The following is a 26,491-nucleotide window of genomic DNA, read 5'->3' as shown; positions in this document are numbered from 1 at the left end:
TTATGCTAACGGGACACGTAGCTCAATGAAGACATTTGAAGGCAGCCGACCCAAAAGCCGGCTGCCTTTTTCGATATCCATTGCCACAGCAGTGGTAAATAGGCGCACTAATGTATAATAAAAAGACTTCAAGGATTCGGCCCGCAAATATAAAGATATCAAATCCATCCACGAATCATTCCTTTGGATCCATGGACAACCGGCGAAGTATCGGAAATAATGGGAGAAGCGGGGTCCAATCAACCGGGAGAGGTGGAAAAGGATGAAACTAAAATTGATCAAGGCATTGTGGGGCATGGAGGGTACGGGCACATTGGAAGAACAGATAGCGCGCATCGCTTCCGTCGGCTACGATGGCGTTGAGGCTCCCCTGCCGGCACCTGAAGACGAACAGCGGTTTAAGGAACTCCTCGCAAGCCATGGGCTTGATTACGTGGGGATGATTTTTACCGAAGGGCCAGACCACTATGCTTCTTTCGAAGCACAATTGGAACGGGCGAAGTCATTTGAACCAATCCATGTCACTGCCCATTCCCTGAAGGACTATCTTACTCTTGAAGAGCAGATCGATTATTTCCGGCGAGCCGTACAGCTTGAGCAGCAGATGGGAGTCCAGGTAGGCCATGAAACCCACCGGGGAAGAGCATTATTTAATCCTTGGGATACGGGGAAAGTGCTGAATGCTGTCCCAGGGCTCGGGCTGACGGCCGACTTTAGCCACTGGTGCTGCGTTACCGAATCCACGTTGGAACATCTGGAGAGCGAATTGGATCTGGCGATCGCCCGCAGCGTACATATCCATGGGCGTGTCGGGTATGCGCAAGGACCGCAGGTCCCGGACCCGCGGGCACCCGAGTACGCGCATGAAGTCGCGCGGCATTTTGACTGGTGGCAGCGAATCGCCGAAGCGAGACAGCTTGCTGATGCTACAGAGTTGACCTTTACTCCGGAATACGGTCCCCCGGGATATCTTCATACGCTGCCTTTTACCAATCAGCCGGTTACGGATTTGTGGCAGGTATGCAACTGGATGGTAGAACAATACCGCGAGAACTTCGAACGAATCCATTCCGTGAAAGCCACCTGACAGACATTAGACATGACTGCACTAAAGAAAAAAATGCAAGGCTGCCGCATTGCTTCCAAAGCATGCGGCAGCCTCTTCATATTTGCTGGCGTGGAGGCGGATATTTTCGATAGAGCTTTGATCAGCTGTTCAATGGCGTTAAATCATGGTCCCACAGGGTGGAAGTAAGTAAGGCGAATATCAAACAGGAAGGATTTCTATATAACGTATCAGTTTTGTGTAAGTAAGAATCGGAATAATATCCTTAGACGTTCAAAGATTCTCTCTCCAGAAATCCAATTCGGAGAAGAGACAGCCCAATTTAGGGGTTCATTATTGACTTTGTCTCACTAAATTGGAGTCAAGAGGATCCTTTAAGAGTTACATTTCTATTAAACTATATCCAGAAATTAATAAGGATATTGTGGACAGTGGGACTGGCTGCTTATAGAGGACAGTCAATCTTACTCTTGATTTTATCAAGCATATAGCTATAATTATGTTTAAGTGATTAAACGAATGAACGGAAAGGGCCGATCGAATGAACCAGCGAACCGAGCAAGTTCTTCAACAATTCAAAGAGTCCATCCCGCTGTTGGATGTGCTGACCGATGAAAACCGTCAAGCTATAATTATGGTGCTGGCACAGAACAAATCGGGACTAAATGTAAATGCGATATCAGGTCATATCAATTTATCTAGACCGGCGGTCTCCCATCATCTGAAGGTGCTGAAACAGTCTGGTTTTATTCAATCCGAGAAAAAGGGCGTAGAAAATTATTATGTATTGACTGTCCGCAAACCACTCGAACAACTCAAAACCTTGATTACTGCCATTGAAGCAGAGTGCACTTGGCCTCAGTGATTCCCGAAAGACTTACGTGGAATACTGTAGAGCAGATCATTTTTGTCATATTGATCCATTTGTTTAAACCAATAATCATAATAGGAGTGATATTACATGAAGGCTATAACCATTGAGAAATACGGGAAAAATGTTCCCTTAGTTATGACAGAACAACCAGTGCCTCATGTCGGAGAACATGATGTGTTAGTGGAAATTCATGCAGCAAGCTTAAATCCTATCGACTATAAAATTAAGGAAGGGAAAGTAAAACTCCTGTTGAGTTACAAGTTCCCTCTAATTTTAGGCAATGATTTCTCCGGCGTTATAGTTAAGGTTGGCGAACGGGTGAGTGCATTTAAGCCTGGTGATGAAGTTTATGGCAGACCACGCAAGAGCCGTATCGGCACATTGGCGGAATACATTGCTGTACATGAGGATGATATATGGTTAAAGCCGCAGAATTTAAACTTTGAAGAGGCTGCATCTATTCCACTGGTCGGACTTACGACTTACCAAGCCTTTACCGATATTTTACATCTCCAAAAGGGCCAACAAATTCTGATTCACGCAGGTTCAGGAGGCGTGGGGACGTTCGCCATTCAACTGGCCAAATTGATGGGAGCTTTTGTTGCAACAACAGCAAGCGATAAAGGGTATGAGTTGGTCAAATCGATGGGTGCTGATCTGATCATTAATTATAAAAAAGAAAACTTTGAACAAATGCTTTCTGGATATGACGCTGTTTTTGATACGCTAGGAGGAGCGGCTTTAGAAAAATCGTTCCGAGTCCTGAAGCCAGGTGGACAAATCGTATCCATCTCTGGATTGCCAAACGCAAGATTTGGAAAAGAAACAAAGTTGGGTTGGATGAAAACGGCCATTTTGTCTATCGTGAGCCGTAAGATCACAGCACTAGAGAAGAAGTACCATGCAAGATATCATTTCCTTTTTATGAAATCGAGTGGAACACAATTGAAGGTTTTAAAAGATTTCATTGAAGGAGGCCACATTAAACCCGTTATTGATAAGGTGTATCATTTGGAAGAGACTGCGCAAGCATTCTCGTACCTGCAAGGCGGAAGTGCCAAAGGAAAGGTGGTCATTAAAATAAAGTAACTCCTATGCATATTGGCTATGTATGCGAACATTTTAACCATCTATGATTCGAGAAAATGCAGGTATTAGTGAAAAGAGTGTTCTAGATTGATCTCTGGAAAGACAAGAAGGCAGCCGGTCATTGTGATCGGCTATCTTTGTTAAGCTAACGGGCAGGACTGCTCATGAGTCGGTTTTATGCATCATACTGTTATTAATTGTATTTTATATTTCAATCCTTGGATGCCACTTCTATAATGATGCCTATAAGAAATTTGTATACAAAGTAAATTGGAGGACTATTCAATGAGGGAAGAATCGGAGTTAATAAAAGCCATTGATTATTTTGTTCGAGGTGAATTTTATTGTAGTCGTCAAGCTGCATCCCAAGTATATGATTACGATTCTATAAAACATCTTGCTTTTGGTGCAAATGTGGATGGCAGAACAGACGAGTTTATCGTTTATAATTCAAATCCAGCCCACGTTTTCGATACCATAAATAAACTTGACATTAGAAAGGACTATTGGATTACTGTGTTTTCAGATGAAGAACTGGATGAATATGAAACGAAAGGGTATACCATTAAAAGCAAAGAATTTCTTATGATTTTAAATCTAGAAAGCGGGTCTTTTGAAACAGATACCAAGATCATCAAGCGTGTCAAAACTGAGGAAGAAGCTCAAAGCATTAATCATTTTTTTAATAAGACTGTTATCGAGCCTGAGAAATTAAATGATCCCAATCTGCATTTTTACATTGCTGAGGAAAACGGGTATCCTGTATCTCATGGAAGTTATGCACGAGTAGATCAAACCGTATTTTTGAATAATGTTTTTACGTCAAAAGTACATAGGGGTAAAGGAATGGCAAAAACTCTTTGCCAAAAAATGCTTATCGACGCCAAGCAGGAAGGCGCCGTCCAGAGTGTACTTATTTCTAGTCAAATGGGACATCCTTTATATCTAAAAATGGGTTACCGAGATGTATCAAAAATGTGGGTGTTTATGTCGAGGGACAAGAACTTGAGCCGATTACCGATTAGATAAGTATCTAACTGGGTTTCCATGCAATTTCAGAATACGGACCCTTAAGAGTAGGTTAGGTCGGCCTGTCTTTAAAATAGGGCGTAATCCCTCTTGAATATAGGTTTTCCACTAACTTGAAAAACTCTTCTGACGATAAATCCTTTTGACGCTGGAGCCAAAGGCGAAATAAAGAAAGGGAAGTTGTCAGGTAAAACTCAATGAAGTATGGCGTTAAGGAATGGTTTTGCAGAACGTTTAATTCTAATTGTTCCAAAGTGATTTCTTTTTTTAAGCGTTTTAAAAAACGGGCACTTCCATAATCACCCAAAAGGGCATTAAGAACCAGGAGATGTTCTCTTTTGTCCAGACAATAGAGCGTATCTTGAAACGTATGCATCGATAGTTCTTTATTCGCCAACTCTATCTTCATTTCATTTAACAAGTCATTTTCAACAGAGTCTAACAATTCGTAAATGTCAGTAAAGTATTGATAAAAGGTGCTGCGGTTATATCCTGACTTATTCGCAATTTCCTGAACCGAAATTTTCTCAATCGGCTTTTGGCTATATAACTCACAAAAAACTTTTACAAACTTTTGTCTTGTTTTCTCCGTTATTTGGGGTTGCTTTTTCATATTTCCCTCCTACTAGCGAATAAGAATATCATCCGACAAATCATTAAAAACTGATGGTTGATCAAGGAATAATAAAGATTTAAACTCACATCATACAACATGTTGTCTGGTAATCAAAGGGAAATTTTACTAAGTAGGGGTGGTTTTAATGTCAGCAAAACAAGATAGAATTTTAATTTTTGGGGCAGGTGTTATCGGGAGCATGTACGCAATTAAGCTCATTGAGGCGGGGGTTGACGTTACCCTGTTTGCACGTTCTAATAGATTTAAATCATTAAGAAAAAATGGCCTGCAATATAAAGAAAAAGGTACGGTTAAATCGATACAGGTGAATGTCATTGATACGCTCGAAAATGACGATGTATACGATTATATTTTCGTTACCGTTCGTTATGATCGGTCTGAATCAGCGTTGTTAGCGCTAAAAGATAATCAAAGCAAAAATATAGTTACGATGACTAATAATTCAATTGGATTTTCTTCGTGGCTGGATATCGTAGGGGATAGGCTTTTACCAGCCTTTCCCGGCTTCGGCGGACAGATTAAAGATGGAGTATTGCATGCTCGATTTCTACCAAAGATTATAGTGGCAACTGCATTTGGAGAAATTAATGGTGTAGTGACAGAACGCATAGAAAACCTTGCAAAAATATTTAAAGCAGCAAGGCTTCCCTACGTTATTAAAAAGGATATGCAAGCGTATCTAATTACACATTCCGTATCAGACATTGCCATGTTGAGCGTTTTGCATTCTGAGAATAAGATAATTGACAAAAAAACAGCCAGAACCAGAAAGACGGCACGCAAAATAACAGTCACTTTAAAAGCGTATCTAAGGGCAATACAAAAAGCTGGCGTTTCAATTGATCCACCCATGCTTAAGCTGGTGCTTAAATTTCCAAACTTATTATTGGATCTTTTCTTTATGACATGGCTACGAACTAAAATGGTTAGGGATATGATGTTGCCGGATTATGCGAATAATGCTAACAATGAGATTGTGCAGCTGAGTAATGATTTAATGATATTTTTAAGTCGAAATGATATCAAATCGGAAATACATGTTCAGTAATTTTTTTGTTAAACTATCGGGTATCCCGTATGAAGTGACAAACACTGGCTGGAATACGTTCCTGGTCAGCGGGTAGCCGCCTACTCCTTGGGTATGACGAATGCACAGCCAGTCAAAGTTTCCTTCATTATTGGGCAGCAGAGAACTTGCGGGAGATTTCCCGATATGCTGTTGGTGACATGCCCTTTTTAGCCGTAAATTGTTTGATGAAGTAAGTGTCATACTCAAATCCGGTAGCACGTGCAATTTCATTTAAGCTCATGTCTGTATGAGTCAGAAGATTCCCCGCAACCTTCAAGCGGTGCGACAGTAAGTAACCCATCGCTGTGCACCCGCATCTTTCCTGAAACATCTTATTGAGAGAAACGCGGTTCAAGTACGCGCATTTTGTTAAATCTTCCAGGGTGATTTTGTCCGAATAATTGGTGTGTATATATTCCAGAACTAAATCCACAGGTGATTGTTCGCTATGACGGTTTAAATCTTCAAGCACCCCCAATATTTGTATAAAATATTTTTTTATTCTACATGCCCAGAGTGCATCGCTTTGCGCATACACTTCTGTGCCAAGCACAAAAAACCACTCAAATAATTGTGGATATGCCTTCTCGGTTATGCGAGGCATCCCCGTTCGTTCAGGAGACTTACGAAACAGCGAAAGACCTGTTTGTATTTTCAAATCGGTCGGAAAGTAATTTTGTGTTTCAGAATGGGGGGTTGAGTTAAGAAAATCCGGATGAAAACAAAATGATGATGCAGAAGCGTTGTGCTTATCTAAAACTTGTATCGTATCCTCTGCAGACAAACAAAGAATAGCGGGTGCTGAAATGGTGACCGGGCGTTCGTTCAATATCCCTTTTATACTTCCATTCGTAACAAAAACAAGAGTAAATCGCTCCGGGTAGGGGAAATGTGCAAAATCCTCGGCAGCTACAAATTCGATATTTACGGTTCTGTTTTTATGGCGGTCAATTTGTGGCATGGTTCTCACCTGACAGATAGTATAGTTAAATGCTTCACTTATGACAGTGTATCACAAAAATTCAAGGGATATAATTTGGATATTGACAGAAAGGTGGTTATGATGATGGCAATTAACATCGCAATTAACGGTTTTGGCAGAATTGGCAGACTTGCATTTCGGCAGCTTTTTGATACTGAAGGATATAGAGTTGCAGCCATCAATGATCTTACAAGTCCGCAGATGATTGCGCACTTGCTGAAGCATGACACCACGCAAGGGCGTTATGATGCCAAGATTTCTTATAGCGAAAACAGCTTGAACGTGAACGGTGTGGATATTCCGATCTATGCCGAAAAAGACCCCGGAAAGCTCCCGTGGAAAGAACTGCAAATTGATGTTGTTCTGGAATGCACTGGCTTCTTCGCATCAAAAAAAGCGTCAGCAGCACATATTGAAGCAGGCGCCAAAAAGGTGCTGATCTCCACCACTGCCGGGAAGGATGTTCCCACTATTGTTTTCGGTATCAATGAACATACGTTGGCTAAGAGCGATATCATTGTTTCGGCTGCTTCCTGTACGACGAACTGTCTTGCGCCTATGGCGTATTTCTTGAACGAGCTTGCACCACTCAAAAAGGGCTTTATGACCACCATACACGCTTACACAAACGACCAGAACACCTTGGATGGACCCCATGCCAAAGTCGACCTGCGGCGGGCGCGTTCTGCGGCGGGCAACATCATCCCAACCTCAACCGGAGCAGCAAAGGCAATCGGGCTAGTGATCCCGTCCTTGGATGGCAAGCTGGATGGAACATCGCAAAGGGTGCCGGTCATGGCAGGCTCACTGACAGAATTAACCGCAGTGGTAGGCGGCTCCGTGAGAGCAGAGCAGGTCAATAAGAAGATGGAACAGTCCCAATCGAATGAATATGGGTATACAGATGAACAGCTTGTTTCGTCTGATATTATCGGCATGACTTACGGCAGTTTGTTTGACGCTACACAGACAAAGGTAACAGAGCTAGGAACAGATACATTGGTGAAAATTGCTGCATGGTATGATAACGAGAACTCCTTTACCAGCCAGTTAGTACGTACCGCAAAATACCTGGCTAAATTATAATGTTTAGCGGGCTAGCGGATACTAAAAAATGAGCGAATACCCACAAGAGCTGCCATAAGCAGTGAAACAGGGCATATCACACGGGAATAGGGGCTGTACCCAAATTGTTCGCATCACATGGGAACATAACATAACGTCTAAAACATAAAAAAGGATCTCAAATTCACTGAACAGGATCTCAAATTCACTGAATAGTGGAGACTGGCCCCATAACGTGAACAAATTAAAAACACCTTCAAGAGAATGCAATCATGTCGTAAGATATGAAGACTACTTTGGAGGTGTTTTTGCATTGATTGTTAGTATTTTTTTCAACATATCAGACGATATGAACATCATTACTTACAGAGTCGCATAGAATGCGGCTTTTTTGATTGGGGTAATTAGTGGGACCGATCCCCGGATAAATAAAGCTCTCGTGCAGTTTGAAGGAACAGTTTCACCCCGTGTGAAGCCTCCTTTAATGAAGGAACTGCCAAGTGAATGTCTCTAAAAGGTTGCGGATTAATTGTCCGGATGCGGACATTCGGTGGCAGTGTCGAAAGCGACAAAGAAGTTTTCGATACGATCGAGATTCCCAGCCCTTCTTGAATCATGCTCAACGCCGTGTTTATGTTGTGGCCGTTATATTTGGCGTACAAAGTGGTTCCAAACTGCTTAAACAGCTCAAAAATGGGTGTTACAAACCCCCCTTTGCACACAATCATAGGTTCATTGTCCAGATCCGTAATATGAATGGTTTGGCGGCTTTGCAATGGATGATCATCCCGATGGACCAGGCATAATTCATCTCGAAAGAACGGAATCGTTTCAAGTTCGTTGCTAGGCGGTATAATCCAACCGACATCGATTATTCTGGAGTCTAGCCATTTTTTAATCTCCTCGATGGTTCCTTCATAAAGTTCAAATGTCAGCCCCGGATGGTTCTCCCCAATGATCCGCAATATTTTCGGCAAGAAGTGCGCGGACACAATCGGGAACACCCCGACACGAACGGAGCCAACTTCAAACCCTTTTTCAGCGGTTACCTCCTGCTCTACCTTATTGTATCCTTGCAAAATCTCTCTGAATATGGCCAGTAAGCGCAAGCCGATATCGGTGAGAATAACTCCGCTTTTTCGTTCCCGTATCATGAGAGTGACTCCTAATTCCGATTCAAGCGTTGAGATGGCGCGGCTGACGGCAGGTTGTGTCATATTTAAGTGCTCACCGGCTTTGGTAAAGCTACCAGTCTCGACTATTTTCACAAACAACATCAATTGCGAATGTGTCATAACAATTTTGATATCTCCTTCATAATAAACATGCATTTTATTTATAAGTTGATCCATTGTACCATGGTAATCACCATTACACAAAGGAGCGATGAAGATAAATGCAACTTTCGCGAACACTTACTGTTATCCTGTTAACCTTTTTAGTCGCAATGTGGGGGGTGAATTGGCCGTTGTCCAAGTATGCACTCGAATTTGCACCCCCATTGCTTTTCGCCGGCTTGAGAATCACGATCGGAGGTCTCATTTTGCTTCTTGTCGCTTTACCGCGTTATAGATATCTTAATTTGAAGCATACTTGGCACATTTACCATCTCCGGTTTGCTGAATATCATTCTCTTTTTCGGTTTTCAAACGTTCGGACTGAATATGATGCCTGCCGGTTTATTTTCGACAATCGTGTTCATGCAGCCCGTTCTTCTCGGAATCGGAGCTTGGTTGTGGTTAAGTGAATCCATGAACGGTTTCAAAATAGTCGGCTTGATTCTAGGCTTTATAGGAGTCGCTGTTATCAGCATGAACGATGGCTCTGGAAATATCTCGACCGTTGGTGTTTTGCTTGGCTTAGCCAGCACGATCACTTGGACATTCGGCACAATTTATATGAAGAAAACATCTAATAAAGTCGATGCGATCTGGTTGACTACCCTTCAGATGATTTTTGGTGGAATTGTATTGTTGATAGCGGGTACTACCCTTGAAAACTGGACGGATATCGCTTGGAATCAGACGTTTATCTCGACGTTATCGGTTATTGCAATCTTCTGTACGGCCTTGACCTGGCTCGTCTTCTTTCTGCTTGTCAGATCGGGCGAAGCCGGCAAAATCGGGTCGTTTAATTTTCTGGTCCCGCTCATTGCGATCGTGATCAGCGTTCTCTTTTTGGGAGAAACGATTACTACCAAGATGGTAGTGGGACTTATTCTAATTATCATTGGTATTGCGCTTGTAAACCTCAAAATGAAATCACTGCAAAAGCGGGGCAATATGTTAAAGGGGGATATGTAGGCAAGGCAGGGGTAAAGCACCATCATTATTACTCATGATATGGATCAATTGGCTTAACCTAATGAAATAAAGTTTATTTGAATTATCAGGAAATGATACCCCATAATGAATTAACGGCAGTCGACCAAGAGATCGGCTGCCGTTGCTTCTTTAACTAGGGATAGAATAGAGTGGATCATAGGAAGCAGCTCGTGACAATAACATGGTAACTTATTGTAACTCAATATTAGTCCAACATAGCTGACACTATCCTTAGACACACAATATGGTCGAATTCGTTCGAAAACGGCCCCAGTTTCACGGATTGTCTTTGCTGCCATTACTTGCGATCAGATGTTCTGACCACCCGAGACCTCGATTCTCTGCCCGTTAACCCAGCGATTGTCGGAACCAAGTAAGCTGGCGACTGCGGGACCAATGTCCTCGGGTACCCCGACTCGACCAAGGGTAGTCATCGCGGCAAACGTTTCATTGTAAGCAGGTATGTCGCGTACAGAACCTCCTAGAAAATCGGTTTCGATTGCTCCAGGTGCAATGGTATTAGCGGTGATACCTCGGTGACCAAGTTCTTTGGCCAAATAGATGGTTAGAATCTCGACCGCCCCCTTTGCGGCAGAGTAGGCAGAGAATCCAGGAAAAGAAACGCGAGTAAGACCCGTTGAGAAGTTCACAATACGACCACCATCTGCAAGAAGCGGCAGAAGGGCCTGAGTCAAGAAAAACACACCCTTAACATGCACATTAAACAGGCCGTCGAACTGAGCTTCTGTAGTTTCGGTAAAGCCGGTCATTTCTCCGTAGCCGGCATTGTTCACCAGATGATCGAAAGTGGTGCTATTCCAGGTTGACTGCAGGGTCGAACGAACTGTCTCAACAAAGGCAGTAAAACTGGAAATGTTCCCCATATCAAGTTGTAGAGCGACTGCTTTACGCCCTAGGGCTTCAATTTCAGCAACGACAGACTTTGCTTCTTCTGCTTGGCTACGATAGGTCAGGATGACATCACCGCCATGACGTGCAATACTGATGGCAGTATTGCGACCAAGTCCGCGGCTGCCGCCAGTAACGATTGAGATATTTTTCATTGTAACTTCATCCTTTCAGAGCTCATTTCTAATAACATTGTTATCATAGATTATAAAGTTCACTTTAAGTCAAGACTTTTTCACTGAAAAAAAAGTGTATAATTGAACCGTGAAATCTTTGGTTTAATTATACCTTCCTCAAATTATATAACCTAAAATTTGGATGTATTAATTATTATTATCCATAAAATCAATTAAAGTTTACTTTAATAGGAGGCGATGAGTTTTATTTATGTTGACTATAAGGGAAGTTACTGAATTGACAGGAATAGCGGCGTCCACACTTCGATATTACGAAAAGGAGGGACTGCTTCCACATGTGAAGAGAAATGAAAATGGGAAGCGGTTATATGACGAAGATGATTTAAGCTGGATTCACTTCGTTACTGCGCTTAGAGCAACAGGAATGCCGATTGCTCAAATTCAGAAGTATGTAAACTTGTATAAAGAAGGGGATTCGACGATTTCGGAACGAAAAATGATGATGCTCCATCATAAAAAAGAAATTGAGAAAAGCATAAGGGAACTATATTTTAACTTGGATAAAATAAACTATAAGCTTGCTCTATATGATGTATTAGAATCTCAAATTGAACGAACTAACATCAAAATTTGATTATGCCCAAATACAAAGTCGCTAATTTAGCGACTTTGTATTTTTTTATAATTGTGATTTAATGAACTTCTCCATATGTCAATGGAACAATGAAAATGGTTGAAGACAGTCCTGTCGAGGGACAAGAACATGTTCCGATTGTCGATTAGAGATTGCTCTAGGCATATAAAAGAGATAAGACAACTATCATTTCAATAGTTGTCTTATTTCTTTCGTATTAATTTTCACCAAGAATTTTAGTTGGATCAAGCCCTGGAGGGAATATTTCTTCAAAATGGTCCTTTTTCTCATATACATTATACCAAGCATCCGCTATAACATCTGGGTCCCCTGCTGTTCCGGGTTGTATCATGGCTCCGATTGAAAGATGTCCGATAAACACACCTTTTTCTTTCAACTCATTGTGCAGGTTTGCGGCATAATTACGAATACCAGCCCCAACGATTCCGGCATTCCCGGCATAAGGTAAAGGGAACATAGTAGATACGTGTCGTACAGCAACACGACTTTGTACGCCTTTTGGCAGTCGCCCAAGTCCAGCGATTCGACATACTCAGGGTAACTTCCCACCAGTCCACCACTCTCGGGTTTCAAACCAACGTAGCTGAGGTCGCGGAGATTGTCTCCCGCTTCGAGAACAACGATGTAGCCGCTCATTCCTAGTCGAAAAAGCTAGAGTTGTATTCGGTCGGGCTGTGCACATTAGCAATCCATGAGAAACCGGGCATGCTGTTGGATGATAAAATGAAGATCTAGAGGAGGCTGCATATGGAACGTGTAATCCTAATGATGAATGTGCGAGAAAACCAGAGAGGAGAGTCAGTCTCATGGCAAAGATTATTTTTGCGTTGAACCAGTCTCTGGACGGGTTCGTCGACCATATGGCATTTCAGCCCGACCCTGTGCTATTCCGTCATTTCATCGAAGACGTGCGCGGTCTGACGGGTTGCCTGTACGGGCGCCGCATGTACGAGACCATGCGGTATTGGGACGGGGATGGAGACCATTTTGAATGGGATGCGCCGGAACGGGAATACGCAGCTGCGTGGCAAAGCAAACCGAAGTGGGTGGTGTCGAGGACGTTAAAGTCCGTCGGTCCGAACGCTTCTCTGATCGAGGGCGACCTCTCAGCGGCCATACGTGGGCTGAAGGCTCAGCATGAAGGGGAAATTGAAGTTGCCGGGCCAGAGTTGGCGCACAGTCTAACGGAGCTCGGTCTCGTTGATGAGTATCGACTCTATCTCCAACCAGTCGTGCTGGGTCACGGCAAGCCGTTCTTCGCCGGTCCGCGGCCGCCGCTGCGCCTCGTGGCAAGCGATCGAATTGGCGAGCAGGTGATCAGGTTGACCTACGTTCCAGCTTAGTTTTGCGGTTGACCCAGCGACCTAAAGAGGCGATAGTACAATAAAACAGCGGCGGTCTATGACTTAATTTTTCATTCCTGCCGCTGTTTGGGTTACTGTGTGTTAGTCTAGAACTTATTTTTCAAATGCTGACGACTTTCCAACTCTATAACGGCGTCAAATCAACAACCTCAGTCTAACACTTTATTATCTTCGAACAGAAAGATAGATTACATGTCCAACATATACCAATAGAAATCAGGAAACAGGTCATGGATGAATTAAAGACTTATGTTTTAAGAAAACGTATAGAAAATGGCTTGAATCATTATATGATAAAAAGAGAAGTCGCTCTTAAGTCTAAGGAAATCGATCCAGAGGGAAGGGGAATTCAATATATTGTCGGGGGACAAGAACATAGTCCCTTTGAAGGTCGCTATTAGCGGCTTTTTTTGTTTTATCGGTACAAATTCTTGTCCCGAGCCAAGGACAAGAACTTGAGCCGATTACCGATTCGAAGGACGGCAAACTTAAGCTGATCATCAGCGAAGGAATTTCGACCACGGCCCCATTATGCGGATCTGCAATACTCAGACCCCCGATAAATTCAGGCAGAACCGGATGACTATATGGCCAGTTAGTTTGCTGAGGCCCCGACACACCACTGTCGATGTCGTTAGGCCACAATGCTTCTTTATTTCAGAAAGTCGGTGATCTCATGCGTCTGTAACAATTCACGTTGTGAGAAAACGGGTCAAATACCCTTTCATTCTCTTAATGATCTTATCGTAACTCAATATGTGTCCGACGACATGAACATGATACACTTTGAAAGTCGCATAAATGCGTTTTTTTGTTTGAAGTAAATAATTTCTTGCGTAGCTCAATGTGGGCTGCGATATTCGGGTTGCTCTTTTTTCTACATTGCATTTTCATTTTGTCACATTTTCCGCCTCCTTCCTGTCTTGTTTAATGACAGCGCATGAAGGAGGTTTCTTCGAATGGTTGCAAAGTATGATGTGGCGATTGTTGGTGGAGGTATTGCCGGACTGACCGCAGCTCTTTATTTAGCAAAAGGAGGAAAACGCGTCGTCGTTTTGGAAAGTCAGAATCAGATGGGGGGAAGGGCGATCACAAACATGAAGGACGGAATACGCTTCAATTTGGGTTCGCATGCACTCTATGCCGGGGACGCGTTCGACATTTTTCGGGAATTGAACGTAAATCCGGATATTTTTCGGAAAGTCGACGAGTTCACCCCGTACGGCATCTGGAAAGAGCAGGTGCACCCATTTCCGGCTGCGATCCGTTCGCTGCTTAAGACTTCCTTGTTATCGTCGACTGACAAATACAGGTTCGGAGCCATCCTCTTGAAGATCCTCAAGCTTGACACGGCCACGATTCCACACATGAGTCTGCGAGACTGGATGGAGGAGCACGTGAGAAGCCCGATGGTACGTCATCTTCTGTACGTGCTGGCCCGAGGAGGAACATACGTGCAGGCTCCGGATTTACAAGTGGCAGGACCCTTGTTCAGGCAGATGCAGCGTTCCATCACGGGAGTGTATTATTTGAAGAAAGGATGGGGATCCCTGATCGAAGAGATGTGTTCGGAAGCACGTCGGCTCGGCGTGGAAGTCATTACAGGTAGGAAAGTCATTTCCGTTGAGCATGATGACGGACGGGTGCAGCGGGTTCGATGCGAGAATGGCGAAACGATTGAGGCTCCTTATGTGATCCTGACGACAGCGCCGAAGATATCAAGCCGGTTGGTTCCATCAGCCGAACTGACTTCCCTGCGGACGTGGGAGCAGCAGGCCATTCCGATTACGGCCGCTTGTTTGGATATCGGGCTCCGTCGACTTCCCACACCGCAGCATCAATTCGTCTACGGCATCGATCAACCGGTCCTTACGATCAACTCCTCCCGTATCAAAGGGCTAGAACTCTGTGAGAACGATGACGTTCAAGTGTATCAAATGATCAAGTTTCAAGTGCAGGGAAGCCATGCGCAAGAAGACCGCAGCCAACTTGAACAAGCCATGGATCTCGTTCATCCCGGTTGGAGACGGGAAGTGGTGGCGGAGCAGTATTTGCCCAAGATGACGGTCGTTCATGACTTTCCACATATGAAGCGGGTCGAGAATCCAGGTCCTGCCGTCCCTCAGATTAAGGGTTTATACGTGGCTGGAGATTGGGTGTCACACGGTGAATATTTGGCAGGCGGGGCGGCAGCAAGCGCCAAGCGAGCTTCACTTCATATTCTCGCGAACTAAACGGACGATATCGAGAAGGAGGTCTGTATGGACACGGAACAACTATATGAAACTTATCGGACATTATTGTTCTCCTTGGCATATCGAATGCTCGGAAGCGTCATGGATGCGGAAGACATCGTGCAGGATGCTTTCCTGGCGATGAACCAATTGCCTTCCGACGCAAATATCAGGAACCTAAAGGCATACTTGTGCAAAATCGTAACGAACCGTTGCCTGAACCTGTTACAATCGTCCGCGAAACAACGGGAAGTTTACGTGGGGACTTGGTTGCCAGAGCCGCTTGTGCATCTTGAAGACGCCAGCTTGGACCCTTCTGAAATTTATCAACAAAGGGAAACGATCTCAACGGCCTATTTAATGCTTTTGCAACAGCTAAGCGCGGTCGAGCGGGCCGTCTTTCTCCTGCGGGAAATATTTCAATACCCGTACGACGAGATTGCAGGCATGGTGGGGAAAAGCAGCTTCAATTGCAGGCAAATTTTCCATCGGGCCAAGAAAGGTATCCGCCATGAACCGCCGGACATAGCAAAGAGCACCGTTACGGAGACGCAAGTGCGGCAATTCATCCAAAGCGTGATCGCCGGGGATGCGAACCGCCTGTTGCAGTTGTTGTCTCCTGACGCCATCCATTATACAGATGGAGGTGGCAAGGTGCCGGCCGCGCGGCAGCCCGTCGTCAGAGCGGCGCAAGTCATTCCGTTTTATATGCAATGGATGGATTGGTTCAGGCGTCCTGACAGCCACTATTCCTATATCATCACTACGGTGAACGCAAGCCCGGGAATCATCATGATGATCGGCGGACGTATTGCTTACGTTTACTCGTTCGAGGCTTCGGACAGTAGGATTCATTCCATCTATGCAGTTGCAAATCCTGACAAACTTAAGTATCTGGAGGAGGTAGTAAGATGAGAATCATCGAATTGGAACTCAGAACTGCCCGGTTAGCTGAAATGAAAGTGTTCTACTCAGAAAGACTTGGATTTGCTCTAGCAGACATAACGGAACATTCTATCACGATCATTGTCGGGGGAACGCGATTGACTTTCGTTCACGAAGAGGAGGGAAGGATACTGCCGTCCTACCATTTGGCAATGAATATCCCTGAGAACCAAATTCGCGAAGCAAAAAGCTGGCTTCTGGACAAAGGATGTCAGGTGCTTTCCGCTGCGTCCATTCCTTACGCAGGAATCCAGGCAAACGAAGATATCGCTTATTTCGAAGGAACGGATGCGCATGCCTTCTATTTCGAAGATCCTTCGGGGAATCTGGTGGAGTTCATCGCTCGGCATCGAATGGACAATACCTCAACAGAGCCTTTTGATCATGAATCCATTCTGAATGTCAGCGAGATCGGCTTACCGCTTCACGGCAGCGTATCGGAAACAATCCAACGTCTAAACTCTCGGTTTGACGTCATGCGTTATATCGGGGACGGAAAGACGTTTCAGATGCTCGGTGACGAGTACGGAATGTTCATCCTGGGGGATATGGCCATCGGATGGTACCCTTCAATGAAGATTCCAGAAGTTCACCCGATTCGAATGACGATTCTCGATCCTAAAGAAGGGGAGTTTCAATTGGATCCGTACCCCTACACCATTCGTGCGGTTTCCGAAAGGCCAGTCTAAGGGAGGGATTAAACGATGAAAGTACAAAAAATGACCGCAACCCGCTCTTTGCTGTCGGCAGCGCTCAAAACGCGCGGCTAGGTTTAAGCATATTGAATGCGTAAAAGTAAATCTATGGTACTCTGAGATCTGAAGGATTAGTTTGCCACGAACGGGACCATTGTTGAGTAATCATTTGATATCAAAACTTTAGGAGGATGAAAAATGAAGATCAAACGAATTGTTGCAAATATTGAGACACAGGACATTTCCAAAGCTTCGTATTTTTACGGGGAAGTACTTGGACTTGATCAACTAATGGATATGGGATTTATTGCAACATACGGTTCGCATGAGAAAATGGGCACTCAAGTTAGTTTCCTATTAGAGGGTGGCTCTGGGACGCCTGTGCCTGATCTGTCAATTGAGGTTGATGATCTTGATGACGCGTTAACTCGTATAAAAGAAGCAGGAATTCCAATTGAGTATGGACCAACTGAGGAGCCATGGGGGGTTCGGCGTTTTTTTGTTAGGGACCCATTCGGGAAACTTATCAATATTCTTATCCATCTTTAAACATTAAATTTAGTATAATATATAGTTGCATTTGATAATCTTCTATAGATGAGTTCGAGTGGGTGACACATCGAATAAGAAAGCAATATAAATGTGTCGGAGGACAAAAACATTGTTCCATTGAAAGTTGTTATTTTCTTAGCGGTTCGTATTATCAGGTTAGCCAGAATCTTCTGGTTGGCCTTTTTTGTGTTCGTTTTACGATGGAGGAACCGTGAGAATGTGACGGCTTTAGGGGCAATGATCCCGTAAGAAAAACTGTTCTCTCACGATCACCAAAGAACCATATTTGAGCTGCTAGGTGCGGTAGACCCCGTATCACGAACGAAGCTATGGGTATGGAACCATCGTGGAAAAGGCCTAACAACGTCATTAACGGTGCTGAAGGAGCGGAACGATAAACTCGATTACTTTTTCCTCGCCATCCTCGATTAACAGGGTATGGCTCATAGCGTCTCACCGTCTTTCTCCACATTTTCTTTTCGTCCATGATTTCTGCTTCTAAAATATCTTTTTAAAAATTCACAGATACCGCAACTCATTGTCATAAGTTCACAATATTCGTCTAATATGATCTTTACATGAACGAGTCACATGTAGATCTATTGAGAATAAAAGGAGACATAGGGGAGACTTAGGAATGAAGAAGACAGGAATGCTGTTTCTCGCTTTTGTTGTTGGCATATTAGGAGGGTTTACCCTTTTTCAATTCATCGTGCGGATCGTGTTGCGGCAAATGGACGCGTTTCCGGTAACGCTCATCGGAGCTCTTTCTATGATATTGCCTTTAGCCGGGGGTTTAGGAGAAAAGATTATTACCGCAATGCCATTTGGGGATTATGCTCAGGATTGATTGCAATAGCAATTAAAATTGCACAAAATTTAATTTGATTTCAACAACGATGAGGAAAGCGAGTATAGAAAAATGAAAAAATACCTTCAACTGTTCATGCTGCTGCTCATTTTATCAGCATTTTCTTTAGTCGGATGTGAAGGGGATACGACCACTAACGTCGGTAAGCTCGAATTTAAGAATCCATTGCAAATTCCGCCAATACTTGAGCCAATCACAGATTCGGAGGGGAAGAAACACTTTGCCTTAACCATGCAGCCAGGATCAACCGAGTTTTTGGAAGGAAAGCAGACACCGACTTGGGGGATTAACGGATCTTATTTAGGGCCGACCCTCCGAGTTTCGCGCGGCGACCAAGTTTCTTTCGATGTGATCAATCAATTGAATGAAAGCTCAACCTTGCACTGGCATGGCATGCGATTACCCGCAGTAATGGACGGCGGGCCGCATCAGATGATCGAAGCAGGAGCAACCTGGAAACCTTTTTGGACAATTGAGCAGCCGGCCGCGACAACATGGTATCATCCCCACTTGCATGGGAAGACAGCGCAGCACGTTTATCGCGGTCTTGCAGGACTATTTATCGTGGAGGATGAAGAGTCTAAAAAGTTGCCTTCGGAATATGGAGTTAACGACATCCCGATTATTATCCAGGATAAATTATTTAAGGGCGACGGGTCTTTTAACGAGAATATGAGTATGACTCCGTTTGGATTGTTGGGCAATCAAATCTTGGTAAATGGGACACTCGATCCTTACCTGGAGATCACTGCAAGTCAGGTTCGTTTTAGATTACTGAATGGTTCGAATGCGAGAGCTTATAATATCGGCTTTTCAGATAATCGTTCATTTTATCTGGTCGGCAATGATGCGGGACTTTTACCCGAACCAGTTTTATTAGATCGTTTGTTGCTAAGTCCAGGTGAACGTATAGAGATCGTGGTGGAGTTTGAAGCTGGCGAAGAAACGATCTTGCACAGCTTTGCAGGCAAAGACGGAATTGAAAATGGGGAGTTTGATATCGTAAAGATTATCGCTGATACAAGTTTATCGGCTTCGTCGCAACTCCCGGATCAACTTACCGCTGAGCCGCTCATCGATGTGCCCGGAAATGTAAAGGTACGTAAATTCGAACTCACAACGAAATCTGCAATTAATGGCAAGGAAATGGATATGAATCGTATTGATGAGGTTGTTCCGGCTGGGGCACGTGAAATATGGGAGATCACGAATAAGGGTTGGGATCATAACTTCCATATTCATGATGCAGCATTCACCGTAATGGACAAGAATGGAGAAGTGCCGCCATTATATGAGCGTGGTAGAAAAGATACGGTCTTTATTCCGAATGGCACTACAGTCAGACTGGCCGTCGACTTTGGAAGCTATCCTGATCCCGATACGCCGTACATGTATCACTGTCACTTATTGTATCATGAGGATAGCGGTATGATGGGGCAGTTTGTCATTGTCGAACCAGGCACCGAATCCCAAGTATCGAAAGAGTTAAGCAAGAGAGGTCATGACCATTAATATAAGAAACGGTGGCAAGCCATTGTAAAAGGAGTGCTCCATAGGAAGAAACGGAGTTAACCGAAAATTTATATATATGTTCTTGTCGGTTCTTCTTATGTCTAATGACACAAAGGTGTCTACATTTCTTAAAGTTAAAAAAGCCTGACTTATCAGGCTTTTTTGCTGCTATAGATGAGAGAGATAAAAGCCTTACCTGAGCCAAGAAGAGGATTCCGCAATATCAGAGGTTGTGCTGAATCGAGCATGCTTGAATATAAATAGGCGCATTCCCGTTATTTAGGTACTCGTCCATTTTTTGCGATATTGATGCGGCGTGATTCCCATATGCGTTTTAAACCATTTGCAAAAATAAGAGCTATTTGTTAATCCAATCTCCTCCGCAATAAGCGAGATCGGTTTTTTGGTAGTCGCAAGGAGCTGTATGGATTGATGAATCCTTCGGGCTGCTATGTATTCCGTGATGCTGATCCCTGTCGCTTCTTTAAAGAGATGTGACAAATGGTAGGGAGATAGATGCAGCGACTTCGCCATATCGTCCAATCGGAAAGGAATCGTATAATTCGTTTCAATCCAGGTTAAGATGTGCTCCACCCGATGATTTTTACGGGTTTGGTAAGTTGAACTCCGTTCTTTCCGCTTATCCCAGATTGGTTTCAAGGAGCGAAAAAGTGCGACAAGAAACAGCGAAATTTCTTCATATTTTTCCGTGTCGGACAGCGTCGGGAATCGATCGTTCATGCTCTTGTATGCACCGTCTAGGTAAGGGTCGTCGACCTCATATAAACAAGGGAAAGGAAGATTGCCTAGATAAATATAATTGTAAAATTCATGGAGAGCGGGCCACTGTTTAAAATAAGCATCAAACACGGTCGGTTCAAAAATCGCAATCGAACGTTCGAAGCATTGATGATCGTCGTATTCAAGCTTTAGGTGGTGGAGTTGACAGGGCTGAAATATACAAAGCATGCCTGGCTTAATCTCATAGCTATGGTTGTTAACGATCATGGTTCCCCTTCCTTGATGAATGTACAACACTTCAAGGCCAAGATGGGAATGGAAAGTCTCTTTATGCTCGTAATTTTCGCTTTTACGTCTATAGGCAAAGTACAAGGGAGAGATACTGTAGTTGCTTGCAACCAATGACAACTTGTTTGCCTCCTTCTTCCTCGTCTTCGTACATGCTTTGAATATACCATACAATCCGCAATCTAGCGTTATTTTTCCCCCATAGCCAAACACATTTACAAGGCTGCACCGGATATAATTTTTATATAAAAAATAAAGTTGGGAGGCAAAAATAACGTATGTTAAAGGTTGCGATTATAGGTACGGGTGCAATTTCGCCCAGTCATATCGAAGCCTATCTGCAGTTTAAGGACCGCTGTAAAATTGTTGCCTTATGCGATCTTTACCCAGAGAAGGCTGAAGTGAGGCGGGAGCAGTACGGACTGGAAGCTAAAATCGTACATGATTATAAGGAACTTCTTCAAGACGGAATTGATCTCGTGTCCATTTGTATGCCTCCGTACGTTCATGCGCAGGTTGCGGTCGATTTCCTGAACGCAGGAAGCCATGTCATTGTAGAGAAACCTATGGCAGCGTCGCTTAAGGAATGTGATGACATGATCAAAGCGGCACGGAATAACGGCAAGGTGTTGTCCGTGATCGCCCAGAATCGATTCAGAAATCCGATTATGAAGCTTAAACAAGTGCTGGATAGCGGTCTGGCCGGCAAGATTCTACATACCCAAGTGGATTCTTTCTGGTGGCGGGGCCATTGTTATTACGACTTATGGTGGCGCGGCACTTGGGAGAAAGAGGGGGGAGGCCCCACTCTGAATCATGCCGTACATCATATCGACGGATTGCTGTGGATGCTAGGTCGTCCTAGCCACGTACAAGCTTACATGGCTAACGTTGCGCATGACAATGCGGAGGTTGAGGATTTATCCATCGCGATGATGAAATATCCGAACGGAGCTTTGGGACAACTTACCAGCTCGGTCGTCCACCACGGAGAAGAGCAGCAATACGTCTTCCAAGGACAGTTTGCACGGATTTCCGCCCCATGGCGGGTAACGGCTTCCACTTCCTTGCCGAACGGATTCCCTGAACGCGATTTGGAACTGGAAGAAAAAATTCAGAAATACTATGACGAATTGCCGGATTTGCCGTACGAAGGCCATGCCGGTCAGATCGACAATGTGCTGAGCGCGATCGAGAAGGGAACGCCGGTGCTCATCGACTGAGAAAACGGCCGCAGCACATTGGAGTTGATCATGAGCATCTACAAATCCGCAAGCATGGGAGAGAACGTACAACTTCCGCTACGAAAGGATGATCCCTTCTATACACAAGAAGGTGCCCAACAAAATATTCCTTATTTTTATCAAAAGGGCAAGAGCGTTGAGAATTTTGAGGATGGGAAGATCACGACAGGAAGCAATTATGGCGAAAAACAATGATGATGGTGGAGGCTTATCATTGTGCAGAAAAGCGACGGAATGAACTACGCCCCGAAGGGGAAGCCCAGTCCGGTGGTGAAGCCGGGCGAATGTATCATCGCCGCTGTTGCGCTCGACCACGGACATATTTACGGTATGGTGAACGGGCTGATCGAAGCGGGAGCAACGTTAAAGTGGGTATATGACCGCGACCCCGCCAAAGCTGAGGCATTCGCGCGGACCTCTCCTCAAGTTAAAATCGCTTCATCGGAAGACGAGATATTTTCCGATCCGGACGTTCTCCTGGTTGCAGGCGCGGCAGTTACATCGGAACGCTGCGCGCTCGGTCTTAGGGTCATGGACGCAGGTAAGGATTACTTTACGGATAAAGCGCCGTTTACGACGCTTACGCAACTGGAATCGGCCAGAGCAAAAGTTCGTGAAACCGGAAGAAAGTATATGGTGTACTACAGCGAAAGGCTGCATGTGGAATCGGCGGTTTATGCCGGACAGCTTACCCAGCAAGGCGCGATTGGCCGAGTAGTCCAAGTGACAGGGTTCGGTCCGCATCGCCTGAATGCACCTTCCCGGCCGGAATGGTTCTTTCAAAGGGAACGCTACGGAGGGATCCTTTGCGATATCGGCAGTCACCAAGTTGAACAATTTCTCTTTTACGCCGGCTGCGAGAAGGCGGAGGTGCTCCACAGCAAAGTCGGTAATTACCATAGTCCTGAATACCCGGAGCTTGAGGATTTCGGCGACGCTACGCTGTTAGGGGATAACGGAGCCACGCATTATTTCCGAGTTGACTGGCTCACACCGGACGGGTTAGGTACTTGGGGGGACGGTCGTACGCTCATTTTGGGTACGGAAGGATACATCGAGCTAAGAAAGTATATCGATATCGCCCGCGACCGTGCCAGCGATCATGTTTATCTGGTCAACAAAGAAGGAGAGTATCATTTTCAAGTGTCCGGTAAGGTTGGATATCCCTTCTTCGGCGAACTGATTCTCGACTGCTTGAATCGAACCGAGAAAGCCATGACCCAAGCGCATGCTTTTATGGCGGCAGAACTGTGTCTGAAAGCGCAGCAGAAAGCTATGCGGATAACGTAGTGAATTCAAGAATTATAGAATAGATGATTTTCTGTGAGACTTCACGGGGTTCACTAAGATATCATCAAAAGCACGGTCTAGGCAGAGAGAGCCTAGACCTCTTTTTAATGCTTCTCCTGAGTACGCCGCCAACATCGGTTCGACTAGTCAGACAGGACGAACAGCAATCGCGTTTGCAGCTTTAAATGGCCGCTCAACCACAATCCATCCTGCGAACGAAACAGCGACTGCCATGGACGAGAAAAAAATTCCTAGACTGTCGCTGTTTCATTGAACTAATGTTACCGGTTAGTTAAGCGACAGGTTTTCCTGCACGCTGAACTTGATGTTAGCTGCCTGACACTGCGCGAATATTCATAAACTTCCGGTTGTGATTGCGCCTGCACGCTCGTAATTCACGACAATAACGCCATTCGGGGCGACTTTGCTTTCCGTCACCTTAAATGCTGCCGGGGTAGCGCCATCAGCAAACAACCGCTTTCCACTGCCCAACGTTATAGGATATATCATCAGCCAGAACACATCCACCAAATCATGCTTGATAAGCGTCTGGATGAGATCACCGCTTCCCCAAACGTGCAAATCTGGTCCTTGCTGTTGCTTGATTTGAGTGATTTTTCCCGCAATATCTCCACTTAAACACGGACGGCTGCCATACGCCAGATGTCATGGTGTTCGAGACGACGTACTTGGTTGCCTTGTTGGCCATCGGCCATACGTCCGCATGTTGCGGCCAATACGGTGCCCAAATTTCATAGGTTTTGCGCCCTAACAACAGATCGAACGGCATGTTCATCTGCCTTCTCAGTAGCGTTCCAACAATCTCGTTAGAATATGGCGCTGACCACCCGCCATATGCGAAACCGCCGCTGATATCTTCGTCTCGCTCGCCTGGGGCTTGTATGACACCATCAAGGGAGACATGTTCAAGCACAATAATTTTTCTCATAATTGAGTTCCTCCTACATCTGGATTACTGACTATTCTAGCGTTTTTTTTATTTTATCGGTACAAGTTCTTGTCCCGAGTCAAGGCCAAGAACATAGTCCGTTTACCGATTAGATGAATATCTAAGTATTTTTAAAATTGTCTTAAATGGAAACCTTATTTTAGATTGTGTTAATCTGTCTAATAGAGAACACCGTGTAGAGAGAGGGATGTTAATTGAAAAGAAGCGTGTTATATATTGAAGATAATGAAAAAATAGGCAGCTGGGTCAAAGAAGAGCTGGAACAGCGAGGGTTTTCGGTTCAATGGCTGCTTTCTGGGGAAGGTGCCGAACAAGAAGTAAGCCCGCATGAAGTAGTTATTTTGGATATCATGTTACCCGGGTTAGACGGATTTACTGTGGGAAAACGATTAAAGAAGGCAGCCCCTGCTGTTCCTATTTTGCTGTTATCTGCTCGAACATCGATCGATGACAAGGTAGATGGATTGCAATTTGCCGATGACTATTTAACGAAACCATTCCATACGGATGAATTAGTTGCAAGAATAGAAGTATTAATCCGTCGAAGTGGTGGAACGCATTCCGAACGCATTTCATTAGGGGATCATATTGAAGTAGATCCTGAAGTTCAAATGGTATATGACAAACGCACAGGAGAAGAAATTATATTAACAGGGAGGCAGCATCAAATATTAATGTACTTCTTACGCCACCCTAATCAAGTTTTGCCCAAAGAACAAATCTATGAAGCGATTTGGCAGGAAGCTTATATTACTGGTGATAAAACCATAATGGTACATATCCATCGATTGCGTCAAAAGCTGGAACGTGATCCCGATTCCCCGGAGATTATTGAAACGTTGAAGGGAATAGGCTATCGGGTGAAACTATGAAACAGAATAGATCCTTATTTCGTCGTTTTCTAAAAGTACATTTTCTATTTATCTTTTTACCTCCCATTGTGCTTATTTTCTTCAGTGCGTTTTTTGGGGTTTCTGACATTAATCAAAAAGAAATGAATACGTTAGATCAATTCTACATTACCGTGTCACTATTTGGTTTTATTATGGTCGCATTTGTTGTAATATCTTGGCAGTTCTTCTTGAAACTTCGCAATCGTCTCACCCGCTTACAGAAATACATGTCATTTTCAGTTGAAAATAACTCATTTCCCAAACCCGTATCAGTTCAAAGTGATCGTATGGATGAAATAGACCAGCTAGGAGCTTCTTTTAATTGGATGATTCAACAGCTTGAAGACAGTCGCAAGCGAGAATATGAAGAGGAATTGCTACGACATCGGCTCATTGCGAATTTATCACACGACTTACGAACGCCACTTACCATTTTGAGAGGTCATGTCACCAGATTAAATAAAGAATCCATGAGCATAGATGGACAAAACTCGTTAACAGAGATCAACCATACGATTACAAGAGTTGGAGATCTTATGAATGATTTACTTTCCTATACACTGCTTACTTCAGGGAAACATCCTTTTGGGCCTGTTTCAACAGATATTGTGCGTTTAGTAAGAGCATCTGTTGCTGCGTGGTATCCCGTTTTTGAAGAAAAAGAAATCCAGCTGGATGTTAATCTACCGGCAGAGGAGACCTTTTATTGGGAAGCAGATCCTACATGGATGGCACGGGTTCTGGACAATTTATTTCAGAATATTCTTCGCCATGCAGCGGAGGGGAAATATGCCAACATTGTGGTTGATGTAGAACAAGAACAGATCATTGTTGCGGACAGAGGTCCAGGTATGGATAACTCTTCCTATGAGCTTGGGGCGGGGATTGGTTTATCGATATGTAATTTTATGTTGAACAAAATGAAGCTGATGGCTGACATTACATCCAATGAAAATGGCACAAGAGTAACTATTGGTAGAGCTTAACTTAAAGTTAATCCAGAATTAAACAGGCTGATAAACGTGATGTAACTTTGCTTCTTTATAATGGGAACCA

The 26,491-nt window shown here is 44.2% G+C and carries 26 protein-coding genes and 2 pseudogenes; 20 read left to right on the top strand and 8 right to left on the bottom strand.

Annotated elements, in window-relative coordinates; translation table 11 throughout:
* Positions 1 to 262 precede the first annotated feature (262 nt).
* From OHJ21_RS08135 to OHJ21_RS08120, 4 genes are all read left to right on the top strand, one after another.
* Positions 263 to 1,087, top strand: coding sequence for a sugar phosphate isomerase/epimerase family protein (locus tag OHJ21_RS08135; protein WP_486019768.1), 825 nt, complete (start codon positions 263 to 265; stop codon positions 1,085 to 1,087).
* 520 nt (positions 1,088 to 1,607) lie between these two features.
* Complete coding sequence (locus tag OHJ21_RS08130; protein WP_100537197.1) at positions 1,608 to 1,931, top strand: ArsR/SmtB family transcription factor; 324 nt, start codon at positions 1,608 to 1,610, stop codon at positions 1,929 to 1,931.
* Between the two features lie 96 nt (positions 1,932 to 2,027).
* Positions 2,028 to 3,029 carry an NADP-dependent oxidoreductase gene (locus tag OHJ21_RS08125; RefSeq protein ID WP_486019767.1) on the top strand — a complete coding sequence of 334 codons (1,002 nt, stop codon included), beginning with the start codon at positions 2,028 to 2,030 and terminating at the stop codon, positions 3,027 to 3,029.
* Between the two features lie 285 nt (positions 3,030 to 3,314).
* A complete protein-coding gene (locus OHJ21_RS08120; protein WP_486019766.1) occupies positions 3,315 to 4,058 on the top strand; it encodes a GNAT family N-acetyltransferase in 744 nt (247 codons plus the stop codon).
* 52 nt (positions 4,059 to 4,110) lie between these two features.
* Here the strand turns inward: OHJ21_RS08120 and OHJ21_RS08115 are convergent, their stop codons facing one another.
* The gene (locus OHJ21_RS08115) at positions 4,111 to 4,671 is read right to left on the bottom strand and encodes a TetR/AcrR family transcriptional regulator (protein WP_486019765.1); all 561 of its coding nucleotides are present in this window, start codon (positions 4,669 to 4,671) and stop codon (positions 4,111 to 4,113) included.
* A 148-nt stretch (positions 4,672 to 4,819) separates the two neighbouring features.
* On the opposite strand from OHJ21_RS08115, the gene OHJ21_RS08110 reads away from it, so the two are divergent.
* The gene (locus OHJ21_RS08110; protein WP_486019764.1) at positions 4,820 to 5,743 is read left to right on the top strand and encodes a ketopantoate reductase family protein; all 924 of its coding nucleotides are present in this window, start codon (positions 4,820 to 4,822) and stop codon (positions 5,741 to 5,743) included.
* A gap of 127 nt (positions 5,744 to 5,870) precedes the next feature.
* Here the strand turns inward: OHJ21_RS08110 and OHJ21_RS08105 are convergent, their stop codons facing one another.
* Positions 5,871 to 6,725, bottom strand: coding sequence for a helix-turn-helix domain-containing protein (locus OHJ21_RS08105; RefSeq protein WP_486019763.1), 855 nt, complete (start codon positions 6,723 to 6,725; stop codon positions 5,871 to 5,873).
* Between the two features lie 105 nt (positions 6,726 to 6,830).
* Here OHJ21_RS08105 and gap point away from each other — a divergent pair, with 105 nt between their 5' ends.
* Complete coding sequence (gap, locus tag OHJ21_RS08100; protein WP_486019762.1) at positions 6,831 to 7,832, top strand: type I glyceraldehyde-3-phosphate dehydrogenase; 1,002 nt, start codon at positions 6,831 to 6,833, stop codon at positions 7,830 to 7,832.
* A 383-nt stretch (positions 7,833 to 8,215) separates the two neighbouring features.
* On the opposite strand, the gene OHJ21_RS08095 is transcribed toward gap, so the two are convergent.
* Positions 8,216 to 9,106 carry a LysR family transcriptional regulator gene (locus OHJ21_RS08095; protein WP_486021009.1) on the bottom strand — a complete coding sequence of 297 codons (891 nt, stop codon included), beginning with the start codon at positions 9,104 to 9,106 and terminating at the stop codon, positions 8,216 to 8,218.
* A 101-nt stretch (positions 9,107 to 9,207) separates the two neighbouring features.
* On the opposite strand from OHJ21_RS08095, the pseudogene OHJ21_RS08090 reads away from it, so the two are divergent.
* A pseudogene (locus OHJ21_RS08090) lies at positions 9,208 to 10,114 on the top strand (DMT family transporter).
* Between the two features lie 329 nt (positions 10,115 to 10,443).
* Here OHJ21_RS08090 and OHJ21_RS08085 read toward each other — a convergent pair.
* Entirely contained in the window at positions 10,444 to 11,199 is a 756-nt protein-coding gene (locus OHJ21_RS08085) for an SDR family NAD(P)-dependent oxidoreductase (protein WP_486019761.1), read from the bottom strand.
* A gap of 232 nt (positions 11,200 to 11,431) precedes the next feature.
* On the opposite strand from OHJ21_RS08085, the gene OHJ21_RS08080 reads away from it, so the two are divergent.
* A complete protein-coding gene (locus tag OHJ21_RS08080) occupies positions 11,432 to 11,815 on the top strand; it encodes a MerR family transcriptional regulator (protein ID WP_326113669.1) in 384 nt (127 codons plus the stop codon).
* A 217-nt stretch (positions 11,816 to 12,032) separates the two neighbouring features.
* Here OHJ21_RS08080 and OHJ21_RS08075 read toward each other — a convergent pair whose 3' ends face one another.
* Entirely contained in the window at positions 12,033 to 12,293 is a 261-nt protein-coding gene (locus OHJ21_RS08075) for a dehydrogenase (protein ID WP_486019760.1), read from the bottom strand.
* Between the two features lie 349 nt (positions 12,294 to 12,642).
* Here OHJ21_RS08075 and OHJ21_RS08070 point away from each other — a divergent pair, with 349 nt between their 5' ends.
* The 8 genes from OHJ21_RS08070 (at position 12,643) to OHJ21_RS08035 (ending at position 20,009) form a co-directional block, all read left to right on the top strand.
* Complete coding sequence (locus OHJ21_RS08070; protein ID WP_486019759.1) at positions 12,643 to 13,179, top strand: dihydrofolate reductase family protein; 537 nt, start codon at positions 12,643 to 12,645, stop codon at positions 13,177 to 13,179.
* A gap of 251 nt (positions 13,180 to 13,430) precedes the next feature.
* The gene (locus OHJ21_RS08065) at positions 13,431 to 13,601 is read left to right on the top strand and encodes a hypothetical protein (RefSeq protein ID WP_486019758.1); all 171 of its coding nucleotides are present in this window, start codon (positions 13,431 to 13,433) and stop codon (positions 13,599 to 13,601) included.
* A 558-nt stretch (positions 13,602 to 14,159) separates the two neighbouring features.
* The gene (locus OHJ21_RS08060) at positions 14,160 to 15,434 is read left to right on the top strand and encodes a phytoene desaturase family protein (RefSeq protein WP_486019756.1); all 1,275 of its coding nucleotides are present in this window, start codon (positions 14,160 to 14,162) and stop codon (positions 15,432 to 15,434) included.
* A 27-nt stretch (positions 15,435 to 15,461) separates the two neighbouring features.
* Positions 15,462 to 16,349, top strand: a complete 888-nt coding sequence (locus OHJ21_RS08055; protein WP_486019754.1) for an RNA polymerase sigma-70 factor — start codon at positions 15,462 to 15,464, stop codon at positions 16,347 to 16,349.
* On the top strand, positions 16,346 to 17,068 hold the full coding sequence (locus OHJ21_RS08050; RefSeq protein WP_486019753.1) for a VOC family protein: 723 nt from the start codon (positions 16,346 to 16,348) through the stop codon (positions 17,066 to 17,068). The genes OHJ21_RS08055 and OHJ21_RS08050 overlap by 4 nt, the downstream gene beginning before the upstream one ends.
* A gap of 204 nt (positions 17,069 to 17,272) precedes the next feature.
* The gene (locus OHJ21_RS08045) at positions 17,273 to 17,623 is read left to right on the top strand and encodes a VOC family protein (protein ID WP_127596539.1); all 351 of its coding nucleotides are present in this window, start codon (positions 17,273 to 17,275) and stop codon (positions 17,621 to 17,623) included.
* Positions 17,624 to 18,263: 640 nt separating this feature from the next.
* The gene (locus OHJ21_RS08040; RefSeq protein WP_486019752.1) at positions 18,264 to 18,476 is read left to right on the top strand and encodes a hypothetical protein; all 213 of its coding nucleotides are present in this window, start codon (positions 18,264 to 18,266) and stop codon (positions 18,474 to 18,476) included.
* A 72-nt stretch (positions 18,477 to 18,548) separates the two neighbouring features.
* A complete protein-coding gene (locus OHJ21_RS08035; protein ID WP_486019751.1) occupies positions 18,549 to 20,009 on the top strand; it encodes a multicopper oxidase family protein in 1,461 nt (486 codons plus the stop codon).
* 279 nt (positions 20,010 to 20,288) lie between these two features.
* On the opposite strand, the gene OHJ21_RS08030 is transcribed toward OHJ21_RS08035, so the two are convergent.
* The gene (locus OHJ21_RS08030; RefSeq protein WP_100537179.1) at positions 20,289 to 21,158 is read right to left on the bottom strand and encodes an AraC family transcriptional regulator; all 870 of its coding nucleotides are present in this window, start codon (positions 21,156 to 21,158) and stop codon (positions 20,289 to 20,291) included.
* A gap of 158 nt (positions 21,159 to 21,316) precedes the next feature.
* On the opposite strand from OHJ21_RS08030, the pseudogene OHJ21_RS08025 reads away from it, so the two are divergent.
* Positions 21,317 to 22,477 (top strand): annotated as a pseudogene (locus OHJ21_RS08025) (Gfo/Idh/MocA family protein).
* Positions 22,478 to 22,498: 21 nt separating this feature from the next.
* On the top strand, positions 22,499 to 23,572 hold the full coding sequence (locus OHJ21_RS08020; protein WP_486019750.1) for a Gfo/Idh/MocA family protein: 1,074 nt from the start codon (positions 22,499 to 22,501) through the stop codon (positions 23,570 to 23,572).
* Positions 23,573 to 23,926: 354 nt separating this feature from the next.
* Here OHJ21_RS08020 and OHJ21_RS08015 read toward each other — a convergent pair whose 3' ends face one another.
* Together OHJ21_RS08015 and OHJ21_RS08010 are read right to left on the bottom strand one after the other, a co-directional pair.
* Positions 23,927 to 24,154 (bottom strand): dihydrofolate reductase family protein, encoded by a 228-nt coding sequence (locus tag OHJ21_RS08015; protein WP_486019749.1) that lies wholly within the window; start codon positions 24,152 to 24,154, stop codon positions 23,927 to 23,929.
* Positions 24,132 to 24,521, bottom strand: coding sequence for a dihydrofolate reductase family protein (locus OHJ21_RS08010; protein ID WP_486019748.1), 390 nt, complete (start codon positions 24,519 to 24,521; stop codon positions 24,132 to 24,134). Before OHJ21_RS08010 ends, OHJ21_RS08015 begins: the two co-directional genes overlap by 23 nt.
* A gap of 215 nt (positions 24,522 to 24,736) precedes the next feature.
* Here OHJ21_RS08010 and OHJ21_RS08005 point away from each other — a divergent pair, with 215 nt between their 5' ends.
* Together OHJ21_RS08005 and OHJ21_RS08000 are read left to right on the top strand one after the other, a co-directional pair.
* On the top strand, positions 24,737 to 25,414 hold the full coding sequence (locus tag OHJ21_RS08005; protein ID WP_100537175.1) for a response regulator transcription factor: 678 nt from the start codon (positions 24,737 to 24,739) through the stop codon (positions 25,412 to 25,414).
* Positions 25,411 to 26,421, top strand: coding sequence for a HAMP domain-containing sensor histidine kinase (locus tag OHJ21_RS08000; protein ID WP_486019747.1), 1,011 nt, complete (start codon positions 25,411 to 25,413; stop codon positions 26,419 to 26,421). Before OHJ21_RS08005 ends, OHJ21_RS08000 begins: the two co-directional genes overlap by 4 nt.
* Positions 26,422 to 26,491 lie beyond the last annotated feature (70 nt).

The sequence above is a fragment of the Virgibacillus sp. LDC1 genome, from assembly GCF_025792345.1.
GTDB classification, from domain to species: domain Bacteria; phylum Bacillota; class Bacilli; order Paenibacillales; family Paenibacillaceae; genus Paenibacillus_AQ; species Paenibacillus_AQ lautus.
This window is presented reverse-complemented; position numbering and strand designations above follow the sequence as displayed.